Consider the following 22422-nt stretch of genomic DNA (forward strand, 5'->3'; position numbering starts at 1 on the left):
ATGATTGTTGCGTCTTGCGTGTAACCTTGGGTCCCCGCCTGCGCGGGGACGACGTTGTTTGGGTGTAGCTATGATGCGGAGACTGCAAACCTGACCGCCAGCATGATCAGGCCAATAAAAATCATCACCCCGATCAAGCCGGCGATGATCACGTGCACCGGATTCAGGTTGGCGGCATCGCTATCGTAATCCTTGCGCTTGCGCACTCCAAAGAAGGACCAGAACACGGCCTTCATGGTGGCAAGGAAACTCGCCTTGCGCAGGTGCGGCTTATCCGTTTCCATTGCCCGCTTTCGGCGCGGCGGCCGCCTTGAAGGCGCCGCCGATCTCGAAGAAGGTGTACGACAGGGTGATGTTCTTCACTTCGCGCGGCAGCTTGGGGTCGATGAAGAATACCACCGGCATCTGGCGCGCCTCGTTCGGTCCCATGGTCTGCTCCTGGAAGCAGAAGCACTCCACTTTCATGAAGTGCGGCGTGGCCGACTGCGGCGCATAGCTCGGGATCGCCTGCGCCTTGACCGCCCGGCCCTGGGTATTGACCACCTCGTACATGACGGTGGCCAGTTCGCCCGGGTGCACGTCGATGCTGCGGGTAGTCGGGCGGAAGCGCCACGGGCCCTGCGAGTTGCCGTCCAGCTCGATGGTGATGGTGCGCGACTTGTCGACCTGGGTATTGGTCGGCGCGGCGACGAACTCCCCCTTCTGGGTCAGCACGTTAATGCCGAGCACTTCGCAGACCTGGCGGTACACCGGGATCAGCGCATAGCCGAAGCCGAACATCCCGATCGCCACCACCACCAGCTTGCCGAGCATGGTGCGGTTGAGGCGGAGCAGACGGTTGCTCATGGCGGGCCTCAGCTCAGCAAGGTGAACTTGACGAACACGCTGACAAAGAAGAACAGCGCCAGGCCGCCCACCAACAGGGCGGTCCTCAAATTATTCGGTTTGCGCGCGCTCATCATTTCACCAGCGGCGGGTTCTCGAAGGTGTGGAATGGCGCCGGGCTCGGCACGGTCCACTCCAGGCCTTCCGCGCCTTCCCATGGCTTCGCCGGCGCCTTGGCGCCGCCGCGGATCGTCGGCAGCACCACCGCGAACAGGAAGTACACCTGGCTGAAGCCGAAGCCGAAGGCGCCGATCGACACGATCATGTTGAAGTCGGTGAACTGCACCGCGTAGTCGGCGTAGCGACGCGGCATGCCGGCCAGTCCCAGGAAGTGCATCGGGAAGAAGGTGATATTGAAGGTGATCAGCGACAGCCAGAAGTGGATCTTGCCGCGGCCTTCGGGATACATATGCCCGGTCCACTTCGGCACCCAGTAGTAGAAACCGGCGAACAGCGCGAACAGCGAACCGGCTACCAGCACGTAGTGGAAGTGGGCCACCACGTAATACGTGTCATGCACCTGGATGTCGATCGGGGTCACGGCCAGGATCAGGCCGGTGAAGCCGCCCATGGTGAAGACAAAAATGAAGCCGACCGAGAACAGCATCGGGGTCTCGAAGGTCATCGAGCCCTTCCACATGGTGGCGACCCAGTTGAACACCTTCACGCCGGTCGGCACCGAGATCAGCATGGTGGCGTACATGAAGAACAGCTGCGAGGTCACCGGCATGCCGGTGGTGAACATGTGGTGGGCCCAGACCACGAACGACAGGATCGCGATCGAGGCTGTCGCATACACCATCGAGGCGTAGCCGAACAGCGGTTTGCGGGCGAAGGCCGGGATGATCTGCGAGACGATGCCGAAGGCCGGTAGGATCATGATGTAGACCTCGGGGTGGCCGAAGAACCAGAAGATGTGCTGGTACATCACCGGGTCGCCGCCGCCGGCGGCATTGAAGAACGAGGTGCCGAAGTGGCGGTCGGTCAGGGTCATGGTGATGGCGCCGGCCAGCACCGGCATCACGGCGATCAAGAGGTAGGCGGTGATCAGCCAGGTCCAGCAGAACATCGGCATCTTCATCAGGGTCATGCCCGGCGCGCGCATGTTCAGGATGGTGACGATGATGTTAATGGAACCCATGATCGACGAGGCCCCCATGATGTGCATGGCGAAGATCGCCATGTCCATGCCGACGCCCATCTGGGTCGACAGCGGCGCATACAGCGTCCAGCCGGCGGCGGTCGCGCCACCCGGCACCAGGAAGGAACCTGCCAGCAGCAGCGCGGCCGGCGGCAGCAGCCAGAACGAGAAGTTGTTCATGCGCGCGAACGCCATGTCCGATGCGCCGACCTGCAGCGGCAGCATCCAGTTGGCGAAGCCGACGAAGGCCGGCATGATGGCGCCGAACACCATTACCAGGCCGTGCATGGTGGTCAGTTGGTTGAAGAATTCGGGACGCACGTACTGCAGGCCGGGCTGGAACAGCTCGGCGCGGATCATCAGCGCCAGCACGCCGCCCGAGAGCAGCATGATGAACGAGAACCAGAGATACAGGCTGCCGATGTCCTTGTGGTTGGTGGCGAACAGCCAGCGGCGCCAGCCGTGTGGATGATCGTGGTGTTCGTCGTGGGCGTGGTCGTGGCCGTGATCGTGATCGAGAGTCGTGGTGCTCATGTCATTACCCCTGCATTATTTGCGTGCGGCCAGGACTTCGGCCGGTTGTACGATATTTTCCGCAGCCTTGTTCGACCAGGAATTACGGGTATAGGTGATCACGGCAGCGATCTCGGTATCGGACAACTGTTTCCAGGCCGGCATCTCGGTCGGGAACCTGCCGGTCTTCTGGCCGTTGAGCAGGATATCGATCTGGTGCGCCTTGTCGCCCAGCACGTTCGGCGAACCGTCCAGCGCGGCGAAGGCGCTCGGCACGCCCTTGCCATTGGCCTGGTGGCAGGCCACGCAGTTGGCGGCATAGACCTGCTCGCCGCGGGTCTTCAGCTCGTCGATGGTCCAGGTCTTGGTCGGATCGTCGGCCAGGGCCGCCATTTCCTTCTTCTTGCCCTCGACCCAGGCCGTGTACTCGGCATCGGTCACCACGCGCACGACGATCGGCATGAAGGCGTGGTCCTTGCCGCACAGCTCGACGCAGTTGCCGCGGTAGACGCCGGTCTTCTCGGCGCGGAACCAGCCGTCGCGCACGAAGCCGGGGATGGCGTCCTGCTTGATCGCGAACGCGGGAATGGTCCAGGCGTGGATCACGTCATTGGCGGTGAACACCATGCGAATCTTCTTGTTCACCGGCACCACCATCTCGTTGTCGACTTCGAGCAGGTAATTCTCGGTGCGCGCCTCGGTCGGCTTCACGCCCGGCTCGCCGATCTGGGAACGCGGGGTGGCCAGGTTCGACAGGAAGGAGATTCCTTCGCCCTCGCCCTTCAGGTAATCGTAGCCCCATTTCCACTGCATGCCGGTGGCCTTGATGGTGAGGTCGGCATTCGAGGTGTCCTTCAGCGCCACCACGGTCTTGGTGGCGGGCAGCGCCATGCCGATGACGATCAGGAACGGCACCACCGTCCAGGCGATCTCGACGGCGGTGGACTCATGGAAGGTGGCCGGTTTGTGGCCCAGGGATTTGCGGTGCTTGAACACCGAATAGAACATGACGCCGAATACGCCGACGAAGATCACCAGGCAGACGATCATCATCCAGTTGTGCAAGGAATAGATGTCGGCGCCGACCTGTGTGACGGGGGCCTGCATATTGAGCTGGTGCTCGAGAGGCCGGCCCGTGATCGGCTGCTGCTGCTGCGCCAGGACTGGCGTGGCGGTAGCTGCTGCGAGTACGGCAAAGCCGTACAGCACGGCCTGAAGTCGCGTTGCATATGTCATGTATGTCCCCAACCACCCTAAAAATAAGAATATTTTTAAACGGGCCCAGCAATTTCGTGAACGAACCGCGCCCGCTCCGTACTGGTCGCACAGGGTTGCCGGGTCGTCCCGCGAAATTGCGCTGCGGAATGGTAGGAAACCATCTCATCCACCTGGCAATACGTTGCTGCCGGGTTTGGATGACTCTGCGACTGCTGCAATTCTTTTTTCTACTTTTCGCCTGGAAGTGCCGCTTTTTTAAGCGTTTCTATCGACCAGACGAAAAAAATAGCAATTGATTATATCTAAAGCACTAATTTTTATTCAAGGAAAATCGGCCGGGTTGTAATTTCTACCATGCAAGGCGGATATCAGGGTTTGCGGGGCTGGAAGCGCACGATCGATTCGCCGGACGCCGTGGTGCGCGGCGCCGGGCGGAAGGCGTGGCCATAGATGACTTCGAAGGTCAGGCCCAGCTTGCCGTCCGGGCGGCGCTGCTCCTCGAAGGCGTCCAGCACGCGCCGCCATGCCGCGCGGCCAATCAGGCCGCGCCGGCGCGATTCGAGCGGATTGCCGCCCAGCGCCTGCACGTCGAGCAGCAGCGCCTGCGGCGTGTCGTAGGTGACGGTGATGCGTTCCATGTCCATGACCGGCGTCGAGAAGCCGGCCTCGACCAGTTGGTCGCCGAAATCGTGCATGTCGACGAAAGGCAAGGTGTGCGGGTGGGCGTCGAGCACGGCAAAGGCGCTGCGCAACTCGGTGAAGGTATCGGGGCCGAAGCAGGAAAACATCAGCAGCCCTTCCACGCGCAGCACGCGGCGCCATTCGGCGAACACCCGGTCGGGCAGCGGATGCCAGTGCAGAGCCAGGTTCGACCACAGCAGGTCGAGCGAGTTCGGCCCGAACGGCAGGTTGCCGTAGTCGCCGCACAACACGTCGACGCCGGCCTTGGACGGCATCAGGCGCGTGAGCAACTGGTTCAGCGAGCGGCCAGTGGCGGCCGGCGCCTTCGCCGCGCGCGCCATGGCCGCTGCCCCGTCGATGCCCAGGATTTGGGCCGCCGGATAGGTTTTTTGCAGCAAGGCAAGGTCGGCGCCGGCGCCGCAGCCGGCGTCCAGCACCTGCTTGGGCACGATCTTGACGAGGCTCAGGCGCTCATGCATGCGTTCGGCGATCTCGCGGCGCAGGAAATCCGATGGCGCGACGCGTTCGGGCTGCGCGAACAGTTCGCGCACGCGAGCCAGGTCGATCGGGGCGCTCAGCCTGGACGGGGATTGAGGAGAAGCCATAAGAAGGAATGCAAGATGAGATAATGTCGGCAGTTTAACCGCTTGTGTCAGCACTTGTGGGAAGTCGAGCCGATGCCAGACCTTCGCGCCTTGCCCGGGCGCCTGCTGCGCGCCATGCTGCCTTCCGCCTGCGCCCTGTGCGGTGGCTACGGCGACGAGGCCGTCTGCGCCGCCTGCGAACAGGCCTATGTGCTGCCCGTCGCGCGCTGTCGGTGCTGCGCCAATCCGGTTGGCGCGCTGGACGCGGGCCGGCATTGCGGCGCCTGCCTGGCCGATGCGCCGGCGTTCGATGCCACCGTGGCCGCCTGCGACTACACGGCGCCGCTCGACAGCCTGGTGCTGCAACTGAAATTCGGGGCCCAGCTGGCGCTGGCGCCGTGGATGGCGCGCGTGCTGCGCGCTGCCATTGCAGTCCGGGCGCCGGACTTGCCCGATCTGCTGTGCCCGGTGCCGCTAGGGCCGCGCCGCCTGGTCGAGCGCGGCTATAACCAGGCGCTCGAGGTGGCAAAGCCGCTGGCTGCGGCGCTGGCATTACCGGTCATGCCGCAGCTATTGCAGCGGGTGCGCGAAACGAGCGCGCAGTCGGGCGCCGCGCCGGGCGAGCGCAAGAAGAATGTGCGCGGGGCGTTCGGCGTGAACGTCGCCTGCGATGTGCGCGGGCGCCACGTGGGCGTGGTCGACGACGTCATGTCGAGCGGCCACACGCTGGACGAGATCGCCGTCACGCTGAAGCGGGCTGGCGCCGCGCGCGTGACGAATATCGTATTCGCGCGCACCCCGCCGCATGCATGAGGCATCAGATATCTATTAGGAGAAAACCTTGTTCCACGTCGTCCTGGTCGAACCAGAAATCCCGCCGAATACCGGCAATGTGATCCGCCTGTGCGCCAATGCCGGGGCCCAGCTGCACCTGATCGAACCGCTCGGCTTTCCGCTGGACGATGCCAAGATGCGCCGCGCCGGACTGGATTACCACGAGTACGCGAACATGAAGGTGCACAAGGACTGGGATGCGTTCATCGCGGATACGCAACCCGACCCGGCGCGCATGTTCGCGCTCACCACGCATGGCTCCTCGCCGTTTGCCGATGCCCAGTTCCAGCCGGGCGACGTGTTCGTGTTCGGGCCAGAGTCGCGCGGACTGGCGCCGGCGTTTCGCGAAACCTTCCCGCCGGCCCAGCGCATTCGCCTGCCGATGCGGCCCGACAACCGCAGCCTGAACCTGTCGAACACCGTGGCGATCGTCGTCTACGAGGCCTGGCGCCAGAACGGTTATCTGGGCGGCGCCTGAAGCGGACCGCCTTCGAGCCAGCGCTGCACTTGCTTCACCTCCGCCTCGCGCGCAGTCTGGTCGGCCGGCGCCGGCAGGAGGATGTCCGGTGCAATACCGGCAGCGTCGATGTGCAGGTCCGGCAGTCGGGTCGAGCGCGTCGTCGCATAGAACAGGATACGGCCCGAGTCGAGCCGGTAGGGTCGCAGGTTCGAATAGTCGAGTGCGCCCATGGTCGGGCGGCCGACGATCTTGACGCGAAAGCTGGTCCGCGCCTCGAGCACGAACTGCTCGCAACTGCTGCCGCAGGGCCGGTCGGTCAAGATCGCAACACGCTCGGGACGGCGCGCTTCCAGGTCCACCGGGACGGAACCGAAGCGCTCGCCGCCGAAGAGCATGAAGCTGCCGGCTGGCGCCATGCGCATCCGCTCGACCAGTGGGGTCATCTGCTCGAGGCAGGCGGCGGGATCGCCGGTGTAGCTGCAGACATCGCGCTGCGACTGGATATTCGCCGGCGTCACACGATACTCGACGCCCTGGCGCGGCAGATAGGCATCCAGCAGCCACGGTCGCAGCGGTGCGAACCCGGCATCCTCGCCGCCGTCGTTGTCGCGCACATCGACGATCCAGTTCTTGCGCGATGCGAGTTCGCTGCGGTGTTTGGCCAGCAGATTGGCAAGGGCGGCGCCATGTCCCTGGTTGAAGCTCGGCAGCACGAGCATTGCAGTGTCCTTGCCAAGGACGCTGAACTGCGGAGCGCGCGAATTGGCAAGTGCTTGGGATTTGCCGGGCTTGGTGCCGGCCGCAGGAATCAGTTGGAGGTGAGTTGGTCTCCAGGCTTTCAGATAGGTTTGCAGGATGCTGTCGCAAGCGGCCACCTCAAGCGTCTGGCCGGCTGCAGTGTGCGCCGACGCCAGGGCTGCGGCGATGCTCGCGCCATGGCTGGCCAGGTGCGTGCCGGCGCCGGCATCGTTCGCTTCAATGAAGTGGGCAATCCGCGACAGGTCGGCCTGGCACTCGGCGGCGGGCGATGCAAGCGCGGCGTGGGCGTGCAATGCAAGATAGAAAATCAGGAGTTTCACGGTTCAGGAGATAAAGGCCCCGGCCCGAAACGCCAGCGTGCAGAATCGTTCGCCGATCAAGCGATGCGCTTCTGCCCCGGGATGGAGCTCGTCGGATAGAGGATAACGCGCATAGTCCTCGGGGCCGTACAGCTCCCGGCCGTCGAGGTAGTGGAGATTCGCATCGGCCAGCGCCCGCTGCTGGACGATCTTCTGCAGCTGCTCGCGAATCACGCCGAGGGTCAGCTTGCCCTGCCGACGCTCGGCGTCGTTGCCCATCGCCCGGTATAGCAGCCTGCCCTTTTTCAGTTCCTTGCCATCGAACATGGTTGGGCCGGGTATCGTCTCGTGGATCGGGCAGAAGGTCGGCGAGATCACCAGCAAGGGCGTCGCCGGATGCCCTTCGCGGATCGTGTCGAGAAAACCATGCACGACCGGCCCGAAGGCCCGCAGCCGCATCAGGTCGGTATTGACGATATTGATCCCGAGCTTGAGGCTGATCACGTCGGCGGGCAGATCGCGGATCGTGCGCGCCGTGAACGGGTCCAGTAAAGCACTCCCCCCAAAGCCGAGATTCATCAGGTCGACACCGGCCAGCCGCGCAGCCACCACCGGCCAGATGCCGGCCGGGTTGGTCGCATTGGAGCCCTGGCTGATGGAGCTGCCATGGTGCAGCCAGCGACGTTTGCCGCCCGCAGCCAGCGGAGAAAACGGCGCATCGGCATGCAGCGCCACCAGCTCCGTCGTCTCGTCATGCGGCAGCCAGATCTCGACGGTCTTGTCGCCCGGCGGCAGGCCGGCGAAGCGCAATGTTTGCGGCTCGCCGGGCCGCAGCTTGCCTGTACCCGACAACATATCGATGTCCATCACCTTGCCGCCGGCCGCACTCGCCCGTTGCACCAGTTGGCCGTCGACCAGCACGTCATAGTTGCCGTCCGGGCGCGGCGCCATGTCGCCGTAGCGGCGCTTGGTCGGCAGCGCGACCAGTTCCACGACCGTGGCCGCGGTGCTGAAAGCCAGGCGCACGCCGGACGGCTGGGCCTCGGCCATCGCCAATTGCGGATCGGGATACTGCGCGCGCGCCCAGGCGGGCAGGCGGTGCGGCAGCAGGCCCGCTTCCGTGCGCTCGAGCTCGACGGCGCCATGGATCAGGTCGGGCGTGACCGGCGAGTGGAAGGCCAGCGTCATGACGATATTCCTTGAACAGATGGAGGGTTGCAGCGGCGCCCATTATAGAGAAGCGCACCGCCGCCAGCCCACCAGCCCCCACCCGCGCCCTCAGAAACTGTGCCGCAAGCCCGCCATCACTCCGTTCTGCGCCATGCCCGGCGCCACCGTGCCGCCGGCGTCCAGCGCCACTGCCGATGCGCCGTCGTTGTCCATCCGGCCCACCGAGGCATAGACGGCGGTGCGCTTCGACAGCGCGTAGCTCAGGCGCGCCACGTACAGCGTCACGTCGTCGTTCGAGCGCTTCGCGTTACGCCGCGCGAACTGCGCGTCCAGCGTGAAGGCGCCGAACGGCCGGCTGGCGCCAACGTAGAACAGCAGCGATTCGCTCAAGCCAGTGGCGGCATTCGTCTCGCGATCCATGGCGCCGGCGCCGATCTTTGTACCGCCCAGCATCAGGTAGCCATTGACCGTGGTGCGGATATCGGTATTTCCGCTGCTGGTCAATCCACCGCCCGCGCCGGTATTGCCGTTCATGCGATCGTAGCTCGCGTTCAGGCCCCAGTTTCTGCTTTCGTAACCCAGCAGCGCCGTGTACTGGCGGCAGGCCTGTGAGTTGCCCGCCACCTCCCCCGGACAGTTGGTCGCCGCCGGGCCGCCGGTGGCGACGCCGTCGCGTCCGAAGCTGTAGGTGGCGCCCACCATGACACCGTTGAAGTTGCCCAGGTAGCCGATCGCGTTGTCGCTGCGAGCGTTGGGGATATACAGGTCGATGCTGCTGATCGAGAACAGCTGCGGCCCCATCACGTCCGATTTCATCGACGAGATGAAGGTCATGTTCACCTGGCGCCCGACGGTCAGCGTGCCCCAGCTGCCCTTCAGGCCGACGTTGGCGGCGCGGCCGAACAGGCGGCCGCCCTGGCCCGCAGCGCCGGTATCCATCGAGATGCCGTTTTCGAGCACAAAGAAGGCCTGCAGGCCGTTGCCCAGGTCTTCGGTGCCGCGAAAGCCGATCCGCGACGGCAGCGAACCGGTCAGCGATGGCACCTTGGTGACGCCATTGCCGTCGGCATCGGCATTGGTGATGTGGGCCAGGCCGCTATCGACCAGGCCATAGACCTGGACCGAGGTTTGGGCGCAAGCCGCGGACGCGGCAAGGCCGCACGCCAGCGCGAGCGCGCCGTGAAATGGTTGCATGATGTCTCCTGCTAGTTATGGGTGTGATGCGGGATGGCCCGGCGAATGCCGGGCCGGTGGCGCCGGGTCAAGCCGGCTCGGTGGCGCCCACGGCGGCGATCTTCGTGGTGGCCGAGTGCTCGTGCCTGATCAGCGCCACGGCGATGGTCGCGATGACCGCCGGGACCGAGATCGCCAGGAAGTTCTGCTGCAGCGGCAGCGACATCCCGACCAGGGTGCCGATCACGATCGGCGCCAGGATCGCGCCGCTGCGGCCCACGCCCGAAGCCCAGCCGATGCCGGTCGAGCGCACCGCGCTCGGATAGAACTGGCCGGCATAGGCATAGGTGACGATCTGGGTGCCGATGGTCGAGGCGCCGGCCAGGCCGACCACCAGGAACAGCAACGGGCCTGGCATCGGATAGCCGAGCAGCGCGATCGACACCGCGGCCAGCGCATACATCCCGACCAGCACGTACTTGATGTGGAAGCGGTCCGCCAGCCAGCCGCCGCCGACGGCGCCGATGACGGCGCCAAAGTTCAGCACCAGCACGAAGGTCAGCGCCGAACCCAGGCTGTAGCCGGCGCCGGCCATCAGCTTGGCCAGCCAGGAACTCAGCGCATACACCATGAACAGGCACATGAAGAAGGCGATCCAGAACATGATGGTGCTGAAGCCGCGGCCTTCCTGGAACAGCTTGCCGATCGGCGCGCCGGTTGCGCGCTCGGTGGCCGGAATCTGGAAATCGTCGGCCGCACCCGGACGATAACCCGGCTCCATGCGCGCCAGGATGCCTTTGAGTTCATCGATCCGTCCCTGCTTGATCAGGAACGGCATCGATTCGGGCATCGACTTGAGGATGAAGGGGATCAGCAGCACCGGCACGCCGGCGGCCAGGAACACCGACTGCCAGCCGTGTTGCTCGATCAGGCCCTTGCCCAGCACGGCCGCAAGCATGCCGCCCACCGCATAGCCGCTGAACATCAGCGTCACCATCGTGGCGCGGATCTTGCGGGGTGAATATTCGGTCATCTGGGCCACCACGTTCGGCATCACGCCGCCGATCCCGAGCCCGGCCAGGAAGCGCATCACGCCGAACATATAGGGATCGCTGGTGAACCCGGCAGCGGCTGTGAATACGCTGAACAGGAACAGGCAGATCACGATCGTCCAGCGCCGGCCGATGCGGTCGGCCAGGGTGCCGAGGAAGATCGCGCCGAACATCATCCCGAACAGCGCCGAGCTGACCATGAAGCCGGCATCCTGGGCGGTCACGCCCATCTCGCTCATGATCGAGGGGAGCGCGATGCCGGCCACGGCCAGGTCATAGCCGTCGCAGATGATGATGACCGCGCACCACAGCAGGAGCGAGGCGTGGAACCCGTTGAACCTGGCCGTATCGGCCATCTTGTGTACGTCGATGTGTCGCATGATGTGTGTCTCCTTGATTGTAATGTTGTGTCGCACATGCCTGCCTGATTTCCTGTCTACTTCTTGTTGTCGTGCCCCTCCTTCCGCCCGCCGTGCAGGATCCACCAGGCCAGCATGCCGATGACGACGCCCCAGAACGCCGCGCCCAGGCCCAGGAAGCGCATGCCCGAGGCGGTAGCCAGGAAAGCGATGATGGACGCCTCGCGGTGGTCGTCGGCGGCGATCACGCCGGCCAGGTTGGCCGTGATCGGCCCAAGCAGCGCCAGGCCGGCCAGCGTGGCGATCAGTTCGCGCGGGAGTGCGCCGAACAGCATCACGATCGAGCCGCCGCACAGCCCTGCGGCCAGGTAGAAGGCGCCGTTGGCCAGCCCCGCGACGTAGCGCCGGCGCGGATCCTCGTGGGCGTCGCGCCCGGTGCACATGGCGGCAGTGATCGCCGCGATGGCGATCGTGATGCCGCCGGTGAAGGCCACTGCCGCCGAGACGATGCTGTTGACGGCGATGATCGGGCGCGCCCCGGTCTGGTAGCCCGAGGTCGACAGCACCGCCATCCCCGGCAGGTATTGCCCGGTCAGCGTCACCAGCACCAGCGGCAGCGCGAGGCTGAAGGTGCTCTCCCACGACCATGCCGGCGCAATGAACTGCGGCGTGACGAATTCCAGCGCGATGCCCGACAGCCGGCTGGCGCCGCTCGCCACGGCCAGCAGCACGCCGGCCGCCAGCAACAGCAGCACGCTGTAGCGCGGCAGCACGCGCTTGAACAGCAGATAGGCGCCGATCATGCCGAAGGCGAGCAGCGGGAAGGTGCTGGTCGAAGCGAAGGCCTGCAGGCCGAACGGCAGCAGGATCCCGGCCATCATGCCGCTGGCGACGCCCTTCGGCACCCAGGCCATCACGCGCTCGAAGCTGCCCGACAGGCCGATCGCCAGCAACACCGCCGCGGCGGTCAGGTAGGCGCCCACCGCCTCGCCCAGCGACAGCGCCGGGAACAGCGTGATCAGGAGCGCCGTGCCGGGCGCGGACCAGGCGGTGATCACCGGCGCCCGCAAGGTCCAGCTCAGGACGATGCCGGATACCGCGGCGCCAATCGAGATGCCCCACACCCAGGAGGCGAACATGGCGTGGTCGACCTGGGCCGCCTGCGCCGCCTGGTAGAAGATCGCGAGCGGCCCGGCCAGCGACACGAGCACTGCCAGGAAGCCGGCCGTGATCGCGGTGACCGACCAGTCCGATGCCAGCGAACGGGATGCCGCCGACATCAGGCGTCCAGGAAGGCATGGACTGTTTCCGCGAACAGTTCCGGCGCCTCGAGGTTCGACAGGTGCGAAGCCGGCACCTCGGCCAGTGTGGACCCGGGAATCGCCTGCTGCAGGAAGCGGGCGTCGTCCGCGGTGGTGACCGGGTCGAAGGCGCCGGCGATGACCAGGGTGGGCACGGGAATGGCGGCCACCGCGGCGCGCAGGTCGGCCCCGGCCAGCGCGTCGCAGCAGGCCGCATAGCCTTCCGGGTCGGTGCGCAGGAGTACGGCCTGCATGGCCCGCACCAGCTCCGGCTGCGCGCCCACGAAAGCGGGCGTAAACCAGCGGCCCGGCGAACCGGCCGCGATCTCTTCCATGCCGCTGGCGCGCACCGCCGCGGCGCGTGCGCGCCAGCCATCGAGGCTGCCGATGCGGGCGGCGGTATTGGCCAGCACCAGCCGTTCCAGCCGCTGCGGGGCATGCACCCCGAGCCACTGGCCGATCGCGCCGCCCATCGACAGGCCCACGAAGTGGGCGCGCCCGATGCCGAGCGTGTCGAGCAGCGCCAGCACGTCGCGGCCCAGCAGTTTGAGCGTGTACGGCCCGGCCGGGCTCTTTGACGCGCCATGACCGCGGGTGTCGTAGCGTAGCACCTGGAACCGCGACGCCAGGCTGTAGGCCAGGTCGTCCCACATGCTCATGTCGGTGCCGAGGGAATTCGACAGCACCACCGTGGGACGGTCGGCGCTGCCCTGCAAGCGGTAATGCAGCAGCGTGCCGTTGACGGTCGCAATGGCCATGCTCACCCCTGGTCGCCGCCACCGACCGGCAGCACGCTGCCGGTGATGTACGACGCTTCGTCGGACGCCAGGAACAGGATCGCCCCGACCTGCTCGTCGATCGTGCCATAGCGGTGCATCGGGCTCGAGGCGAGCGTCTGGTCGACGATGCCCTGGTACCACACCTGCTCCTGTGCGCTGAGCGGCTTGGGATTGCGCGGGATCGCGCGCGGTGGCGCCTCGGTGCCGCCGGTGGCGACCGCGTTCACGCGGATGCCGTCGTGCGCGTGTTCCAGCGCCAGGCTGGCCGTCAGCGCGTTCACGCCGCCCTTGGCCGCCGAGTACGGAATCCGGTAGATCCCGCGGGTGGCGATCGACGACACATTGACGATGCTTCCCCTGCCCCGCTCGATCATGGCCGGCAGCACCGCGCGGCAGCACCACAGGGTCGGGAACAGGGAGCGGCGGATCTCGGCTTCGATCTGCTCTTCGTCATAGGCCTCATAGGGCTTGGCCCAGATGGTGCCGCCGACGTTATTGACCAGCACATCGATCCGTCCAAAGTCGCGCAGGGCCGCCTCGACTAGGCGGCGCGCGCCGGCATAGGTCTCCAGATCGACCTTGGCCACCGTCACCTGCGCCTGCAGGTCGCGCGCCTCGGCCGCGACCTGGTCGACCAGGTCGCTGCGGTCGGCCAACACCAGCCGCGCGCCTTCGCGCGCCGCGCGCAGCGCCACGCCGCGTCCGATGCCTTGCGCGGCGCCGGTGACCACGATGACCTTGTCGCTGAAACGTTCACGGTTCGTCATGGTCTTATGCTCCGCTGCTGGCCGAGAATTTCTCGAAATAGAAGTTGGCTGGCACGACGCCGACGCCATCCAGCCAGGTGCGCACCGCATCCACCATCGGCGGCGGGCCGCACAGGTAGAGGTCGACATCGCCGTCGTTCATCCAGCCTGGCTCGACGTGGGCGGTGGCATAGCCCTTGCGCGGGTGGGTGCTCTCGGGCGCCACCACGCAGGTCACGTAGGTGAATTGCGGGTGGGCGGCGGCGATGCGGTCGAGTTCCTCGATGCCGACCAGGTCGGCGTCGTTGGTCACCGCATACACTAGGCGCACCGGATGCGCGAAACCCTGGCCCGCCAGCACCGCCAGCATCGACAGGAAGGGCGCGATGCCGGTGCCGCCGGCCAGGAACAGCGCCGGACGCTGCAGGGGCCGCAGGTAGAAGCTGCCGAACGGGCCGAGGAAGGTCATCGGGCTTCCCGCTTGCGCCTGGCCTGTCAGGTAGCCGCTCATCTGCCCACCCGGCACGTTGCGCACGACGAATTCGGCGCGCCGGCTGCCGGGGGCCGAGCTGAAGGAATAGGAACGGGTCAGCGCGGTGCCGGGAATGCCGACATTGACGTACTGGCCCGGCAGGAAGCCCGGCGCGGCCTCGGCGTCCAGGTCGATGCCGAAGCGGATGGTCGATGGGGACAGTTGCTCGACCGCGGCGATCTGGCCGTGGTAGCTGTGGGCGCCCGATTTACAGGCTTCCGAGGTCGCCAGGATCTTCACCACGCAGTCCGAGGTCGGCTTCATCTGGCAGGTCAGCACGAAGCCGCGGGCCGCATCCTCGGGTTCGAGCGCATCCTCGATATAGCTCGATTCCGGCATGTCGTAGCGGCCCGATTCGCAGTGCGCGCGGCAGGTGCCGCAGGCGCCGTCGCGGCAGTCGAGCGGGATGTTGATCCGCTGGCGGTAAGCGGCATCGGCCAGCTTCTCGTTGTCGTTGCACGAAATGAAGCGGGTGATCCCGTCTTCGAACTGCAGGGCGATGTGATGGCTCATCGTCTGTCTCCTAACTCTTTGAAATACTCAGATGTGGTACACGTCGATGACCTGGTGGATGTAGTCGTTCTTGAGCACCACGTATTTATCGAGGATGCGCGGCTGTTCGCCGCCGAAATCGATCGTGTAGCGCGACATGCCGAAGAAGCTGAAATCGGTCTTGTAGCGGTGGCTCAGCGTGTGCCAGTTGAAACGCACCGTCACTCGCTGCCCTTCCTGCTCCAGCAGTTCGATGTTCCCGATGTTGTGGCTGGTGCGGGTGTCCGGCATGGTCGCGCTGGAGCGCTCGGTCTTGATCCGGAATACGCGGTCTTCGAGGCCGGCGCGGTTCGGGTAGAAGATCAGCGAGATCTCGCGCTGCGGATCGGTGACCAGGGTGTCGTCGTCGTCCCAGGCCGGCATCCAGAACTGCGCCTCCGGGTCGTAACAGGCAAGCCAGTCATCCCATTGTTCATCGTCCAGCAGCCGCGCTTCGCGGTATAAAAAGGCGGCGATGTCCGCCATGGCGATCGCGCTCATGCCGCCTCCTTCTTGCCGCCCAGGGCCTTCTGCATCACGTCCAGCCAGTAGCGGTGCTGGACCGTATACAAGCCTTCGTCTTCGGTACGCTTGCCGCTCAACACCGGCGCCAGGCCGATTTCCTTCGCCGCTGCGTCAGGCCCCTGGATCCAGTGGGTAGCGCCGCGGCACATATCGTTCCACTGCATGGCGCTGCCCGCATAGCCCTGCTGGCAGGCGCGGAACTCCTCGAGATCGTCGGGCGTCGCCATGCCGCTGACGTTGAAGAAGTCTTCGTACTGGCGGATGCGGCGGGCGCGCGCCTCGTCCGACTCTCCCTTGGGTGCGATGCAGTAGATCGTGACCTCGGTCTTGTCGACCGAGATCGGGCGCAGCAGGCGGATCTGCGATCCGAACTGGTCCATCAGGTAGACGTTCGGGTACAGGCACAGGTTGCGCGAGCGGCCCACCATCCAGTCGGCCACCGGCTTGCCGAATTTTTCCGTGTAGTCGGCGTGGCGCGGGTAGTTGGGACGGTCTTCCGGATTGGCCCACTGGGTCCACAGCAGCAGGTGGCCGTGCTCGAACGAGTAGAAGCCGCCGCCCTGGCGCCCCCATTTTCCCGCATCCATGGCGCGAATCTTGTCTTCGCGCTGGGCTTCCTGCTCCTTGCGGCGGTTGGTGGTGGCCGCGTAGTTCCAGTGCACGGCCGAGACATGGTACCCGTCGGCGCCGTTCTCGGCCTGCAGCTTCCAGTTGCCGGCGAAGGTATAGGTCGACGAACCGCGCAGCACTTCCAGGCCGTCTGGCGACTGGTCGACGATCATGTCGATGATCTTGCCGGCCTCGCCCAGGAATTCCTCGAGCGGCAGCACATCCGGGTTCAGGCTGCCGAACAGGAAGCCGCGGTAGCTGGCGAAGCGCGCCACCTTTTTCAGGTCGTGCGAGCCTTCCTTGTTGAAGCAGTCCGGATAGCCGGCGTCTTCCGGGTCCTTCACCTTGAGCAGCTTGCCGTTGTTGTTGAAGGTCCAGCCGTGGAACGGGCAGGTATAGGTCGCCTTGTTGCCGCGCTTGTGGCGGCACAACTGGGCGCCGCGGTGGCTGCAGGCATTGATGAAGGCATTCAGCTCGCCCTGGCGGTTGCGCGCGATGAACACCGGCTGGCGCCCCATATGGGTCGTGTAGTAGTCGTTGTTGTTCGGGATCTGGCTTTCGTGCGCCAGGTAGATCCAGTTGCCTTCGAAGATGTGCTTCATCTCGAGTTCGAACAGCTCGGGATCGGTAAAGGCGCTGCGATGAACGCGATGGTCGCCGCTGGCATGGTCTTCGACCAGCAGCGCGGCGAGGTCCGCGGCGCTGCGGTTCGGTACGGGAATGATCGGAATCATGATGGCTTCCTCAGGCGGCGGCGCGCAGGCGCTCGACCTCGGCGCTCGGCGCCGCGGCGATGTCCTGGTGCAGGTGGAAATCGAAGTCGATCGAGGCATACGGCTTGTCCAGGCCCTTGTCGGCCAGCGCGGCGGCGTCGCCGACGCGCACGATCGGCGGCACCAGGCCCTCGCGGCTGGCGAAGGCGAAGTCGTCCCACAGGTATTCGTCGCCGTCGATATTGATCTGGGTGGTCAGCTTGCGCTGGCCCTCGGCGCTCACGAAGAAGTGGATGTGGGCCGGACGCTGGCCGTGGCGGCCCAGCAGGTCGAGCAGCTTCTGGGTGCTGCCGCACGGCGGACAGCCGTAACCCTTCGGCATGATGGTGCGGAACCCGTAGCGGCCATTATCGTCGGTGATGATGGTGCGGCGCAGGTTGAAGTGCGACTGGCTGGCGTCGAAGAACGAGTAGTTGCCCAGCAGGTTGGCGTGCCACACTTCCACCTTTGCGCCCGGCAGCGGCTTGCCCTGCGCGTCGAATACCGTGCCCTGCATGAAGACCACTTCGGCCTCTTCGCTCTCGGTGCCGTCGTCCAGGCGCGCGAAGCCCGTGCTCTCGGGCGCGCCGGCCACGTACAGCGGGCCTTCGATGGTGCGCGGCGTGCCGCCTTCGAGGCCAGCGCGCGCTTCGGCTTCATCGGCGCGGATGTCCATGAAGCGTTCCAGGCCCAGGCCCGGCGTCAGCAGGCCCAGTTCATTGGCCTTGCCAGCTGCGGTCAGGTATTCGAGGCCGGTCCAGAATTCGCTCGGCTGGATGTCCAGGTCTTCCATCGCCTTGCACAGGTCGCCGACCAGGCGCAGGACGATTTCCTGCACGCGGGGGTTGGCCGGGCGGATGGCCGAGTCGACGATCCAGCTTTTCACGAGTCGGTCGATGTCTTGGTGCGTCATGCTTGTCTCCTTGTGGTATGGGTGGCGCTCAACGGTCGTCGGCGCGGATCGAGGATGGGTGGCGGCACAGCGGGGTCACCGCGATGCGCATATAGGGGAACAGCGGCAGCGACAGCAACAGCGCGTGCAGCTCGTCGTTGTCGGCGACGTCGAAGATGCTGACGTTGGCGTACTGGCCGGCGATGCGCCACAGGTGGCGCCATTTGCCCTGCTCCTGCAGACGGCTGGCCAGGGCTTTTTCGTCGGCCTTCAGCTGGTCGGCTTCATGCACCGGCATGGTGGCCGGAAGCTGTACTTCCATGGTGACGTGGAACAGCATGGGAATCTCCTTTATGACTTGCGGCGCAGGTGGTGCAGCTTCTCGGTATCGATCCGTACGCCCAGGCCCGGCCCGGTCGGCACCTGCAGCGTGAAGTCGCGGTAGACCAGCGGCTCCTGCAGCAGTTCTTCGGTGAGCAGCAAGGGGCCGAACAATTCGGTGCCCCAGGACAGGTCGGTCCAGGTCGAGCACAGGTGGGCGCTGGCGGCGGTGCCGACGCCGCCTTCGAGCATGGTGCCGCCATACAGGCCGATGCCGGCCAGCTGGGCCACGCTGGCGACCTGCTGGGCGGGGAACAGGCCGCCGCTCTGGGCGATCTTGACCGCGTAGACATCGGCGCCATCGGTGCGTGCGATGTCGAAGGCATCCACCGGCCCGTGCAGGGCTTCGTCGGCCATGACCGCCACGTCGAAGCGGGCGGCCAGGCGGCGCAGCGCGGCGCGGTTGTCGGCGCGCACCGGCTGCTCGACCAGGTCGATGCCGCCGGCTTCGAGCGCGGCGATGCCGCGCACCGCATCCAGTTCGGACCAGGCCTGGTTGACGTCGACCCGCACGCTGGCGCGCTCGCCCAGCGCGCGCTTGATGGCCAGCACGTGGTCCACGTCTTCCCTGACGCTGCGCGCGCCGATCTTGAGCTTGAAGATGCGGTGGCGCCGGATGTCGAGCATGTGCTCGGCCTCGGCGATATCCTTTGCCGTGTCGCCGCTGGCCAGGGTCCAGGCTACTGGCAGCGCGTCGCGCACCCTGCCGCCGAGCAGCTCGCTGACCGGCACGCCCAGGCGCTGGCCCTGGGCGTCCAGCAGCGCGGTCTCGATCGCGCACTTGGCGAAGCGGTTGCCCTGGATGGTCTTGCGCAGCAGCGCCATGGCATGGGCCGGGCTGCTGGCGTCCATGCCCTTGAGCAGCGGGGCGATGTGACGATCGATATTGACCTTGATACTGTCCGGGCTTTCCTCGCCGTAGTTCAGGCCACCGATCGTGGTGGCCTCGCCCCAGCCCTCGATACCGTCCTCGCAGCGGATGCGCACCAGCACCAGCGTCTGCGTATTCATCGTCGCCACCGACAGCTTGTGGGGACGAATGGTCGGGACATCGACCAGGCTTGTTTCGATCTCTCGAATCATATGCGATCCATATATTGGTTATGTTCGAATACAATATCCCTTCAAAACTTGGCAGTCCAACACCGATTTAGTATTGTTTTCATACCCTGGAGGTATCATGGAATTGCGCCATTTGCGTTACTTCGTCGCTGTCGCCGACGAGCGCAATTTCACGCGGGCGGCCGAGCGGCTGAACATCGCGCAGCCGCCGTTGAGCAGGCAGATCCAGCAGCTGGAAGAAGAACTCGGCGTGGTGCTGATCGAAAAGGGGTCGCGCCCGGTGCGCCTGACCGAGGCCGGCAAGTTCTTCCATGCGCATGCGCAGGAATTGCTGGAGCAGGCAGCCAACCTGAAGGCGATGACGCAGCGCGTCGGCAAGATCGACCGCAAGTTCGCGATCGGGTTCGTTGCCTCGACCTTGTATGGCTTGCTACCGGAGATCGTGCGGCGCTTTCGTGCCCGCTACCAGACGCTGGACATCAGCTTCCATGAACTGGCCACGATCGAGCAGATCGCGGCGCTGAAGGATGGGCGGATCGATGTCGGCTTCGGCCGCCTCAGGATCGAGGACCACGCCATCCGGCGCATCCTGTTGCGCGAGGAGCCGCTGATCGTGGCGCTTCCGGTGGGGCATCGCCTCGCGGGCGTGGACGGTCCGGTCAGGTTGGCGGATGTGAGCCAGGAAGCCCTGCTCGTCTATCCGAAGCAGCCGCGGCCTAGTTATGCCGACCAGGTGCTGGCGATTTTTCGCGAACGCATGCTGCTGCCGCAAAAGGTGATCGAGGTGAGGGAGCTGCAGATTGCGATTGGGCTGGTTGGTGCGGGCCAGGGGGTGGCGATCGTGCCCAAGAGCCTACAGGGCATGATTAGGACCGATGTGGTGTACAAGGCGCTGGATGAGCCGGGCGCGGTGTCGCCGATCATGTTCAGTGTGCGGCAGATGGATCGGTCGCCGGAGTTGACGAATATGCTGGAGGTGATTTATGAGATTTATGAGGAGATGGGGATTGCGCATACCAGGCATCGGCTGTGATGCCTGATGCTTGCTTAACCATCAAACTACAGCCGTGTACTTCCGCTATCGACCCAAAGCCGACATCCGGTCCTGAAGCTAAGTCATGTGAGCACGTGTCACTGCTTCGGGTTTTAGTGTGTGAAATAATAAAACGCGCGTCCAATTGTTTCGCCAACTTTGACTGCCAAATTTAGCACTGCAACGATGATTGTGCCGTGGACCAGCACGCGGCAGGACAACGGGAGCGTCTTGTAATACAACGTTGCTTCTTGAACGATCTTTTTCACAACTAGGCTTTCCTCAAAAGCGGGAAACGGTGTAATAGCCAATAAGGCTGACACAAGTATTTCATTTTTGCAACACACAGGGACAAAGCTGTGGGTCGTAGCTCGGCTGACAATAAAAGGAGCTATGTTGACGACTGATTTTGACTGATTGCGGACGATTGGGCCAGCTAAGCATGTTGCCGCGGTAAAAATCTCGCGGAGTGTCACGAACGTCCGCAACCGACCCAAAGCAGACGTAGCTAGTCGGACGTAGATTGCAGCGAAGGATTTACATAGAATCCGCAACCATGCGAAGAATACTGAATGCAATGTATTCCTGCGAGTAGCTCGGACCTGAAGCTTCCGGACCAGCCAACCATAGATCAAATGCGTCGTCGCATTCGTTCACAGCTCTTTGTAATGCTCTTTTCTCTTCGGGCGATAAATTTCTGACGAGGTCTTCGCGTATCCAGTCATCGAAAACTGCATACTTTTCAACGAGACTGATCAAGTGGTGCAACTCAGGCGGAATTCGAGAGAGATCGAGTTTCATAGTTCACGGCTTTAGATTGTACGTAACATTTTGGCGCTACCCTGACGAATGTCCGCTTCTGGCCGTTAGCCGTCTGTCGACAACGACGTTCCGGGTCGGGCCGGGTCTGTAACTGGGAAAGCCTTATTTGACATCAGCTGTGCAATCAACTCCGCAGTAGATGTCGCTTTCGCGAAATCGCGCTCTTGCTCGGTGATGCCAACGACGTGCAAGAAATCGAATTTCCCGGATGGTAGCTGGGCTAAAGAGGGATAATGTGTTGGCTTTGCGATAGCCAGACAGGTTAATTCTGAACTTGTACTGCCGTCTACCGTTCCGCCAACCGGGAGACGATGACCGTAATCCAAAGGGGAATAGTCGCCAAGCCGCCCATGTGCCAACAGCACTTGGTAAGCCAGTACGCGTTGTAACACGCGGATAGGCCAATCCGCCTGTGACGGCGCTTCAATGACAAACTCGACACCTAGCCAGGAATAGGCATCGACATCGTATTCGTCAGGCTCGGTCTCCCACGGCGTAGACCCTCCTGAAGATACATACAGCCAGGAAGATCTATTGGGAGTCGGTCCGTACTCCAGGACCCCAAGGTGCAACCAGCGCGGATCGACTTCTTCTTGCCCAAAGGTGTTTGAGAACAGCTCGGCATTCAACGGGAAAATACCTCTACACATCTCACCAAAGAGCGCCGGATACAAGGTCTCTTCTCTGTACGCCCAAACTTCTTCAAGTGAACTCAAGGGAATTTCTCAATAAGTAGGATTGGATGTGCCAAGGTCTGCTCTTGGCCGAGTGCGGACCATCGGCACAGTTCAGTGTAGCCAGATGTTCTAATCATGACGGACAGAGGTTTTGTCAGGCGCCCTTAACCCCGAATGCGCGCCACCAGCTTGGTCGTAGACCGATCATGCTCGAAATCGATCGCCACCGCCCTGCCCCCATAGGCCAGCACCGCCTGCCCCTCCGGGATCTGATCCATGACGTAATCACCGCCCTTGGCATAGATATCGGGCCGTCCCTCCTGCACCACTTCCAGCGCCGTATCCTCGTCGAACTCAACTACCAGCGCCACCGATTCAAGCGCCGCCAGCACCGCCATGCGGTCGGCCAGCGTGTTATGCGGACGGTCGTCGCCCTTGCCCAGGCGCTTGACCGACGCATCGGTATTCACCGCCACTACCAGCGAACCACCCAGCTCACGCGCCTGCGCCAGGTAAGTCACGTGACCTCGGTGCAGGATGTCGAACACGCCATTGGTCAGCACGACCGGTTGCGGCAATGCAGCGATACGCGCAGCCAGCTCGGCGCGCGTGCATATCTTATTTTCAAATGAAGGCATGAAATTAAATAAAA

Annotated in this window: 24 protein-coding genes; 3 read left to right on the forward strand and 21 right to left on the reverse strand. The window is 64.3% G+C overall.

Features of this window, described 5'->3' with window-relative positions; translation table 11 throughout:
• Positions 1 to 68 precede the first annotated feature (68 nt).
• The 5 genes from Q9246_RS16055 to Q9246_RS16075 all read right to left on the reverse strand — a co-directional run bounded on the left by Q9246_RS16055 (position 69) and on the right by Q9246_RS16075 (position 5043).
• On the reverse strand, positions 69 to 284 hold the full coding sequence (locus Q9246_RS16055; RefSeq protein ID WP_306391641.1) for a DUF2970 domain-containing protein: 216 nt from the start codon (positions 282 to 284) through the stop codon (positions 69 to 71).
• On the reverse strand, positions 271 to 846 hold the full coding sequence (locus Q9246_RS16060) for a cytochrome c oxidase assembly protein (protein WP_306391642.1): 576 nt from the start codon (positions 844 to 846) through the stop codon (positions 271 to 273). Before Q9246_RS16060 ends, Q9246_RS16055 begins: the two co-directional genes overlap by 14 nt.
• Positions 847 to 958: 112 nt before the next feature.
• Positions 959 to 2560: a cytochrome c oxidase subunit I gene (gene ctaD, locus Q9246_RS16065; protein ID WP_306391643.1), complete on the reverse strand. Its 1602-nt coding sequence runs from the start codon at positions 2558 to 2560 to the stop codon at positions 959 to 961.
• A gap of 15 nt (positions 2561 to 2575) precedes the next feature.
• Positions 2576 to 3775: a cytochrome c oxidase subunit II gene (gene coxB, locus Q9246_RS16070; protein ID WP_306391644.1), complete on the reverse strand. Its 1200-nt coding sequence runs from the start codon at positions 3773 to 3775 to the stop codon at positions 2576 to 2578.
• Between the two features lie 350 nt (positions 3776 to 4125).
• The gene (locus Q9246_RS16075; RefSeq protein ID WP_306391645.1) at positions 4126 to 5043 is read right to left on the reverse strand and encodes a methyltransferase domain-containing protein; all 918 of its coding nucleotides are present in this window, start codon (positions 5041 to 5043) and stop codon (positions 4126 to 4128) included.
• Between the two features lie 72 nt (positions 5044 to 5115).
• Here Q9246_RS16075 and Q9246_RS16080 point away from each other — a divergent pair, with 72 nt between their 5' ends.
• Both Q9246_RS16080 and trmL read left to right on the forward strand, forming a co-directional pair.
• Positions 5116 to 5835, forward strand: a complete 720-nt coding sequence (locus Q9246_RS16080; protein ID WP_306391646.1) for a ComF family protein — start codon at positions 5116 to 5118, stop codon at positions 5833 to 5835.
• A gap of 28 nt (positions 5836 to 5863) precedes the next feature.
• On the forward strand, positions 5864 to 6334 hold the full coding sequence (gene trmL / locus Q9246_RS16085; RefSeq protein ID WP_306391647.1) for a tRNA (uridine(34)/cytosine(34)/5-carboxymethylaminomethyluridine(34)-2'-O)-methyltransferase TrmL: 471 nt from the start codon (positions 5864 to 5866) through the stop codon (positions 6332 to 6334).
• On the opposite strand, the gene Q9246_RS16090 is transcribed toward trmL, so the two are convergent.
• From Q9246_RS16090 to Q9246_RS16150, 13 genes are all read right to left on the reverse strand, one after another.
• Positions 6316 to 7395 carry a S41 family peptidase gene (locus tag Q9246_RS16090; RefSeq protein ID WP_306391648.1) on the reverse strand — a complete coding sequence of 360 codons (1080 nt, stop codon included), beginning with the start codon at positions 7393 to 7395 and terminating at the stop codon, positions 6316 to 6318. The genes trmL and Q9246_RS16090 overlap by 19 nt on opposite strands.
• Before the next feature lie 3 nt (positions 7396 to 7398).
• Entirely contained in the window at positions 7399 to 8562 is a 1164-nt protein-coding gene (locus Q9246_RS16095; protein ID WP_306391649.1) for an SGNH/GDSL hydrolase family protein, read from the reverse strand.
• Positions 8563 to 8652: 90 nt separating this feature from the next.
• Positions 8653 to 9738, reverse strand: a complete 1086-nt coding sequence (locus Q9246_RS16100; protein ID WP_306391650.1) for a porin — start codon at positions 9736 to 9738, stop codon at positions 8653 to 8655.
• Positions 9739 to 9805: 67 nt separating this feature from the next.
• Positions 9806 to 11149 (reverse strand): MFS transporter, encoded by a 1344-nt coding sequence (locus Q9246_RS16105; RefSeq protein WP_306391651.1) that lies wholly within the window; start codon positions 11147 to 11149, stop codon positions 9806 to 9808.
• A gap of 56 nt (positions 11150 to 11205) precedes the next feature.
• On the reverse strand, positions 11206 to 12408 hold the full coding sequence (locus tag Q9246_RS16110; RefSeq protein WP_306391652.1) for a benzoate/H(+) symporter BenE family transporter: 1203 nt from the start codon (positions 12406 to 12408) through the stop codon (positions 11206 to 11208).
• Positions 12408 to 13187, reverse strand: a complete 780-nt coding sequence (gene pcaD / locus Q9246_RS16115) for a 3-oxoadipate enol-lactonase (protein WP_306391653.1) — start codon at positions 13185 to 13187, stop codon at positions 12408 to 12410. Before pcaD ends, Q9246_RS16110 begins: the two co-directional genes overlap by 1 nt.
• A gap of 2 nt (positions 13188 to 13189) precedes the next feature.
• Entirely contained in the window at positions 13190 to 13975 is a 786-nt protein-coding gene (locus Q9246_RS16120) for a 1,6-dihydroxycyclohexa-2,4-diene-1-carboxylate dehydrogenase (RefSeq protein ID WP_306391654.1), read from the reverse strand.
• 4 nt (positions 13976 to 13979) lie between these two features.
• A complete protein-coding gene (gene benC / locus Q9246_RS16125) occupies positions 13980 to 14999 on the reverse strand; it encodes a benzoate 1,2-dioxygenase electron transfer component BenC (protein ID WP_306391655.1) in 1020 nt (339 codons plus the stop codon).
• Between the two features lie 27 nt (positions 15000 to 15026).
• Complete coding sequence (gene benB / locus Q9246_RS16130; RefSeq protein WP_306391656.1) at positions 15027 to 15518, reverse strand: benzoate 1,2-dioxygenase small subunit; 492 nt, start codon at positions 15516 to 15518, stop codon at positions 15027 to 15029.
• Positions 15515 to 16885, reverse strand: a complete 1371-nt coding sequence (gene benA, locus Q9246_RS16135) for a benzoate 1,2-dioxygenase large subunit (protein ID WP_306391657.1) — start codon at positions 16883 to 16885, stop codon at positions 15515 to 15517. Before benA ends, benB begins: the two co-directional genes overlap by 4 nt.
• Before the next feature lie 10 nt (positions 16886 to 16895).
• Positions 16896 to 17816 (reverse strand): catechol 1,2-dioxygenase, encoded by a 921-nt coding sequence (gene catA, locus Q9246_RS16140; protein ID WP_306391658.1) that lies wholly within the window; start codon positions 17814 to 17816, stop codon positions 16896 to 16898.
• A gap of 28 nt (positions 17817 to 17844) precedes the next feature.
• A complete protein-coding gene (catC, locus tag Q9246_RS16145) occupies positions 17845 to 18135 on the reverse strand; it encodes a muconolactone Delta-isomerase (protein WP_306391659.1) in 291 nt (96 codons plus the stop codon).
• A gap of 11 nt (positions 18136 to 18146) precedes the next feature.
• Complete coding sequence (locus Q9246_RS16150) at positions 18147 to 19259, reverse strand: muconate/chloromuconate family cycloisomerase (protein WP_306391660.1); 1113 nt, start codon at positions 19257 to 19259, stop codon at positions 18147 to 18149.
• 97 nt (positions 19260 to 19356) lie between these two features.
• On the opposite strand from Q9246_RS16150, the gene Q9246_RS16155 reads away from it, so the two are divergent.
• Entirely contained in the window at positions 19357 to 20271 is a 915-nt protein-coding gene (locus Q9246_RS16155) for a LysR family transcriptional regulator (protein ID WP_306391661.1), read from the forward strand.
• A gap of 537 nt (positions 20272 to 20808) precedes the next feature.
• Here the strand turns inward: Q9246_RS16155 and Q9246_RS16160 are convergent.
• The 3 genes from Q9246_RS16160 to rfaE2 all read right to left on the reverse strand — a co-directional run bounded on the left by Q9246_RS16160 (position 20809) and on the right by rfaE2 (position 22408).
• The gene (locus Q9246_RS16160; protein WP_306391662.1) at positions 20809 to 21072 is read right to left on the reverse strand and encodes a hypothetical protein; all 264 of its coding nucleotides are present in this window, start codon (positions 21070 to 21072) and stop codon (positions 20809 to 20811) included.
• Between the two features lie 65 nt (positions 21073 to 21137).
• Positions 21138 to 21809, reverse strand: a complete 672-nt coding sequence (locus Q9246_RS16165; protein ID WP_306391663.1) for a suppressor of fused domain protein — start codon at positions 21807 to 21809, stop codon at positions 21138 to 21140.
• A gap of 125 nt (positions 21810 to 21934) precedes the next feature.
• Positions 21935 to 22408 (reverse strand): D-glycero-beta-D-manno-heptose 1-phosphate adenylyltransferase, encoded by a 474-nt coding sequence (gene rfaE2, locus Q9246_RS16170; protein ID WP_306391664.1) that lies wholly within the window; start codon positions 22406 to 22408, stop codon positions 21935 to 21937.
• Positions 22409 to 22422 lie beyond the last annotated feature (14 nt).

The sequence above is a fragment of the Telluria beijingensis genome, assembly GCF_030770395.1.
Classification (GTDB): Bacteria; Pseudomonadota; Gammaproteobacteria; order Burkholderiales; family Burkholderiaceae_D; genus Telluria; species Telluria beijingensis.

What these genes read in the sequence shown, in the direction of transcription:
- benC (WP_306391655.1), bottom strand. Translation starts at nt 14,999, where the DNA reads ATGAGCCATCACATCGCCCTGCAGTTCGAAGACGGGATCACCCGCTTC.
- Q9246_RS16080 (WP_306391646.1), top strand. Translation starts at nt 5,116, where the DNA reads ATGCCAGACCTTCGCGCCTTGCCCGGGCGCCTGCTGCGCGCCATGCTG.
- rfaE2 (WP_306391664.1), bottom strand. Translation starts at nt 22,408, where the DNA reads ATGCCTTCATTTGAAAATAAGATATGCACGCGCGCCGAGCTGGCTGCG.
- Q9246_RS16105 (WP_306391651.1), bottom strand. Translation starts at nt 11,149, where the DNA reads ATGCGACACATCGACGTACACAAGATGGCCGATACGGCCAGGTTCAAC.
- Q9246_RS16095 (WP_306391649.1), bottom strand. Translation starts at nt 8,562, where the DNA reads ATGACGCTGGCCTTCCACTCGCCGGTCACGCCCGACCTGATCCATGGC.
- Q9246_RS16155 (WP_306391661.1), top strand. Translation starts at nt 19,357, where the DNA reads ATGGAATTGCGCCATTTGCGTTACTTCGTCGCTGTCGCCGACGAGCGC.
- Q9246_RS16110 (WP_306391652.1), bottom strand. Translation starts at nt 12,408, where the DNA reads ATGTCGGCGGCATCCCGTTCGCTGGCATCGGACTGGTCGGTCACCGCG.
- Q9246_RS16160 (WP_306391662.1), bottom strand. Translation starts at nt 21,072, where the DNA reads ATGAAACTCGATCTCTCTCGAATTCCGCCTGAGTTGCACCACTTGATC.
- pcaD (WP_306391653.1), bottom strand. Translation starts at nt 13,187, where the DNA reads ATGGCCATTGCGACCGTCAACGGCACGCTGCTGCATTACCGCTTGCAG.
- Q9246_RS16075 (WP_306391645.1), bottom strand. Translation starts at nt 5,043, where the DNA reads ATGGCTTCTCCTCAATCCCCGTCCAGGCTGAGCGCCCCGATCGACCTG.
- coxB (WP_306391644.1), bottom strand. Translation starts at nt 3,775, where the DNA reads ATGACATATGCAACGCGACTTCAGGCCGTGCTGTACGGCTTTGCCGTA.
- Q9246_RS16060 (WP_306391642.1), bottom strand. Translation starts at nt 846, where the DNA reads ATGAGCAACCGTCTGCTCCGCCTCAACCGCACCATGCTCGGCAAGCTG.
- ctaD (WP_306391643.1), bottom strand. Translation starts at nt 2,560, where the DNA reads ATGAGCACCACGACTCTCGATCACGATCACGGCCACGACCACGCCCAC.
- Q9246_RS16120 (WP_306391654.1), bottom strand. Translation starts at nt 13,975, where the DNA reads ATGACGAACCGTGAACGTTTCAGCGACAAGGTCATCGTGGTCACCGGC.
- catA (WP_306391658.1), bottom strand. Translation starts at nt 17,816, where the DNA reads ATGACGCACCAAGACATCGACCGACTCGTGAAAAGCTGGATCGTCGAC.
- benA (WP_306391657.1), bottom strand. Translation starts at nt 16,885, where the DNA reads ATGATTCCGATCATTCCCGTACCGAACCGCAGCGCCGCGGACCTCGCC.
- catC (WP_306391659.1), bottom strand. Translation starts at nt 18,135, where the DNA reads ATGCTGTTCCACGTCACCATGGAAGTACAGCTTCCGGCCACCATGCCG.
- Q9246_RS16100 (WP_306391650.1), bottom strand. Translation starts at nt 9,738, where the DNA reads ATGCAACCATTTCACGGCGCGCTCGCGCTGGCGTGCGGCCTTGCCGCG.
- benB (WP_306391656.1), bottom strand. Translation starts at nt 15,518, where the DNA reads ATGAGCGCGATCGCCATGGCGGACATCGCCGCCTTTTTATACCGCGAA.
- Q9246_RS16055 (WP_306391641.1), bottom strand. Translation starts at nt 284, where the DNA reads ATGGAAACGGATAAGCCGCACCTGCGCAAGGCGAGTTTCCTTGCCACC.
- Q9246_RS16150 (WP_306391660.1), bottom strand. Translation starts at nt 19,259, where the DNA reads ATGATTCGAGAGATCGAAACAAGCCTGGTCGATGTCCCGACCATTCGT.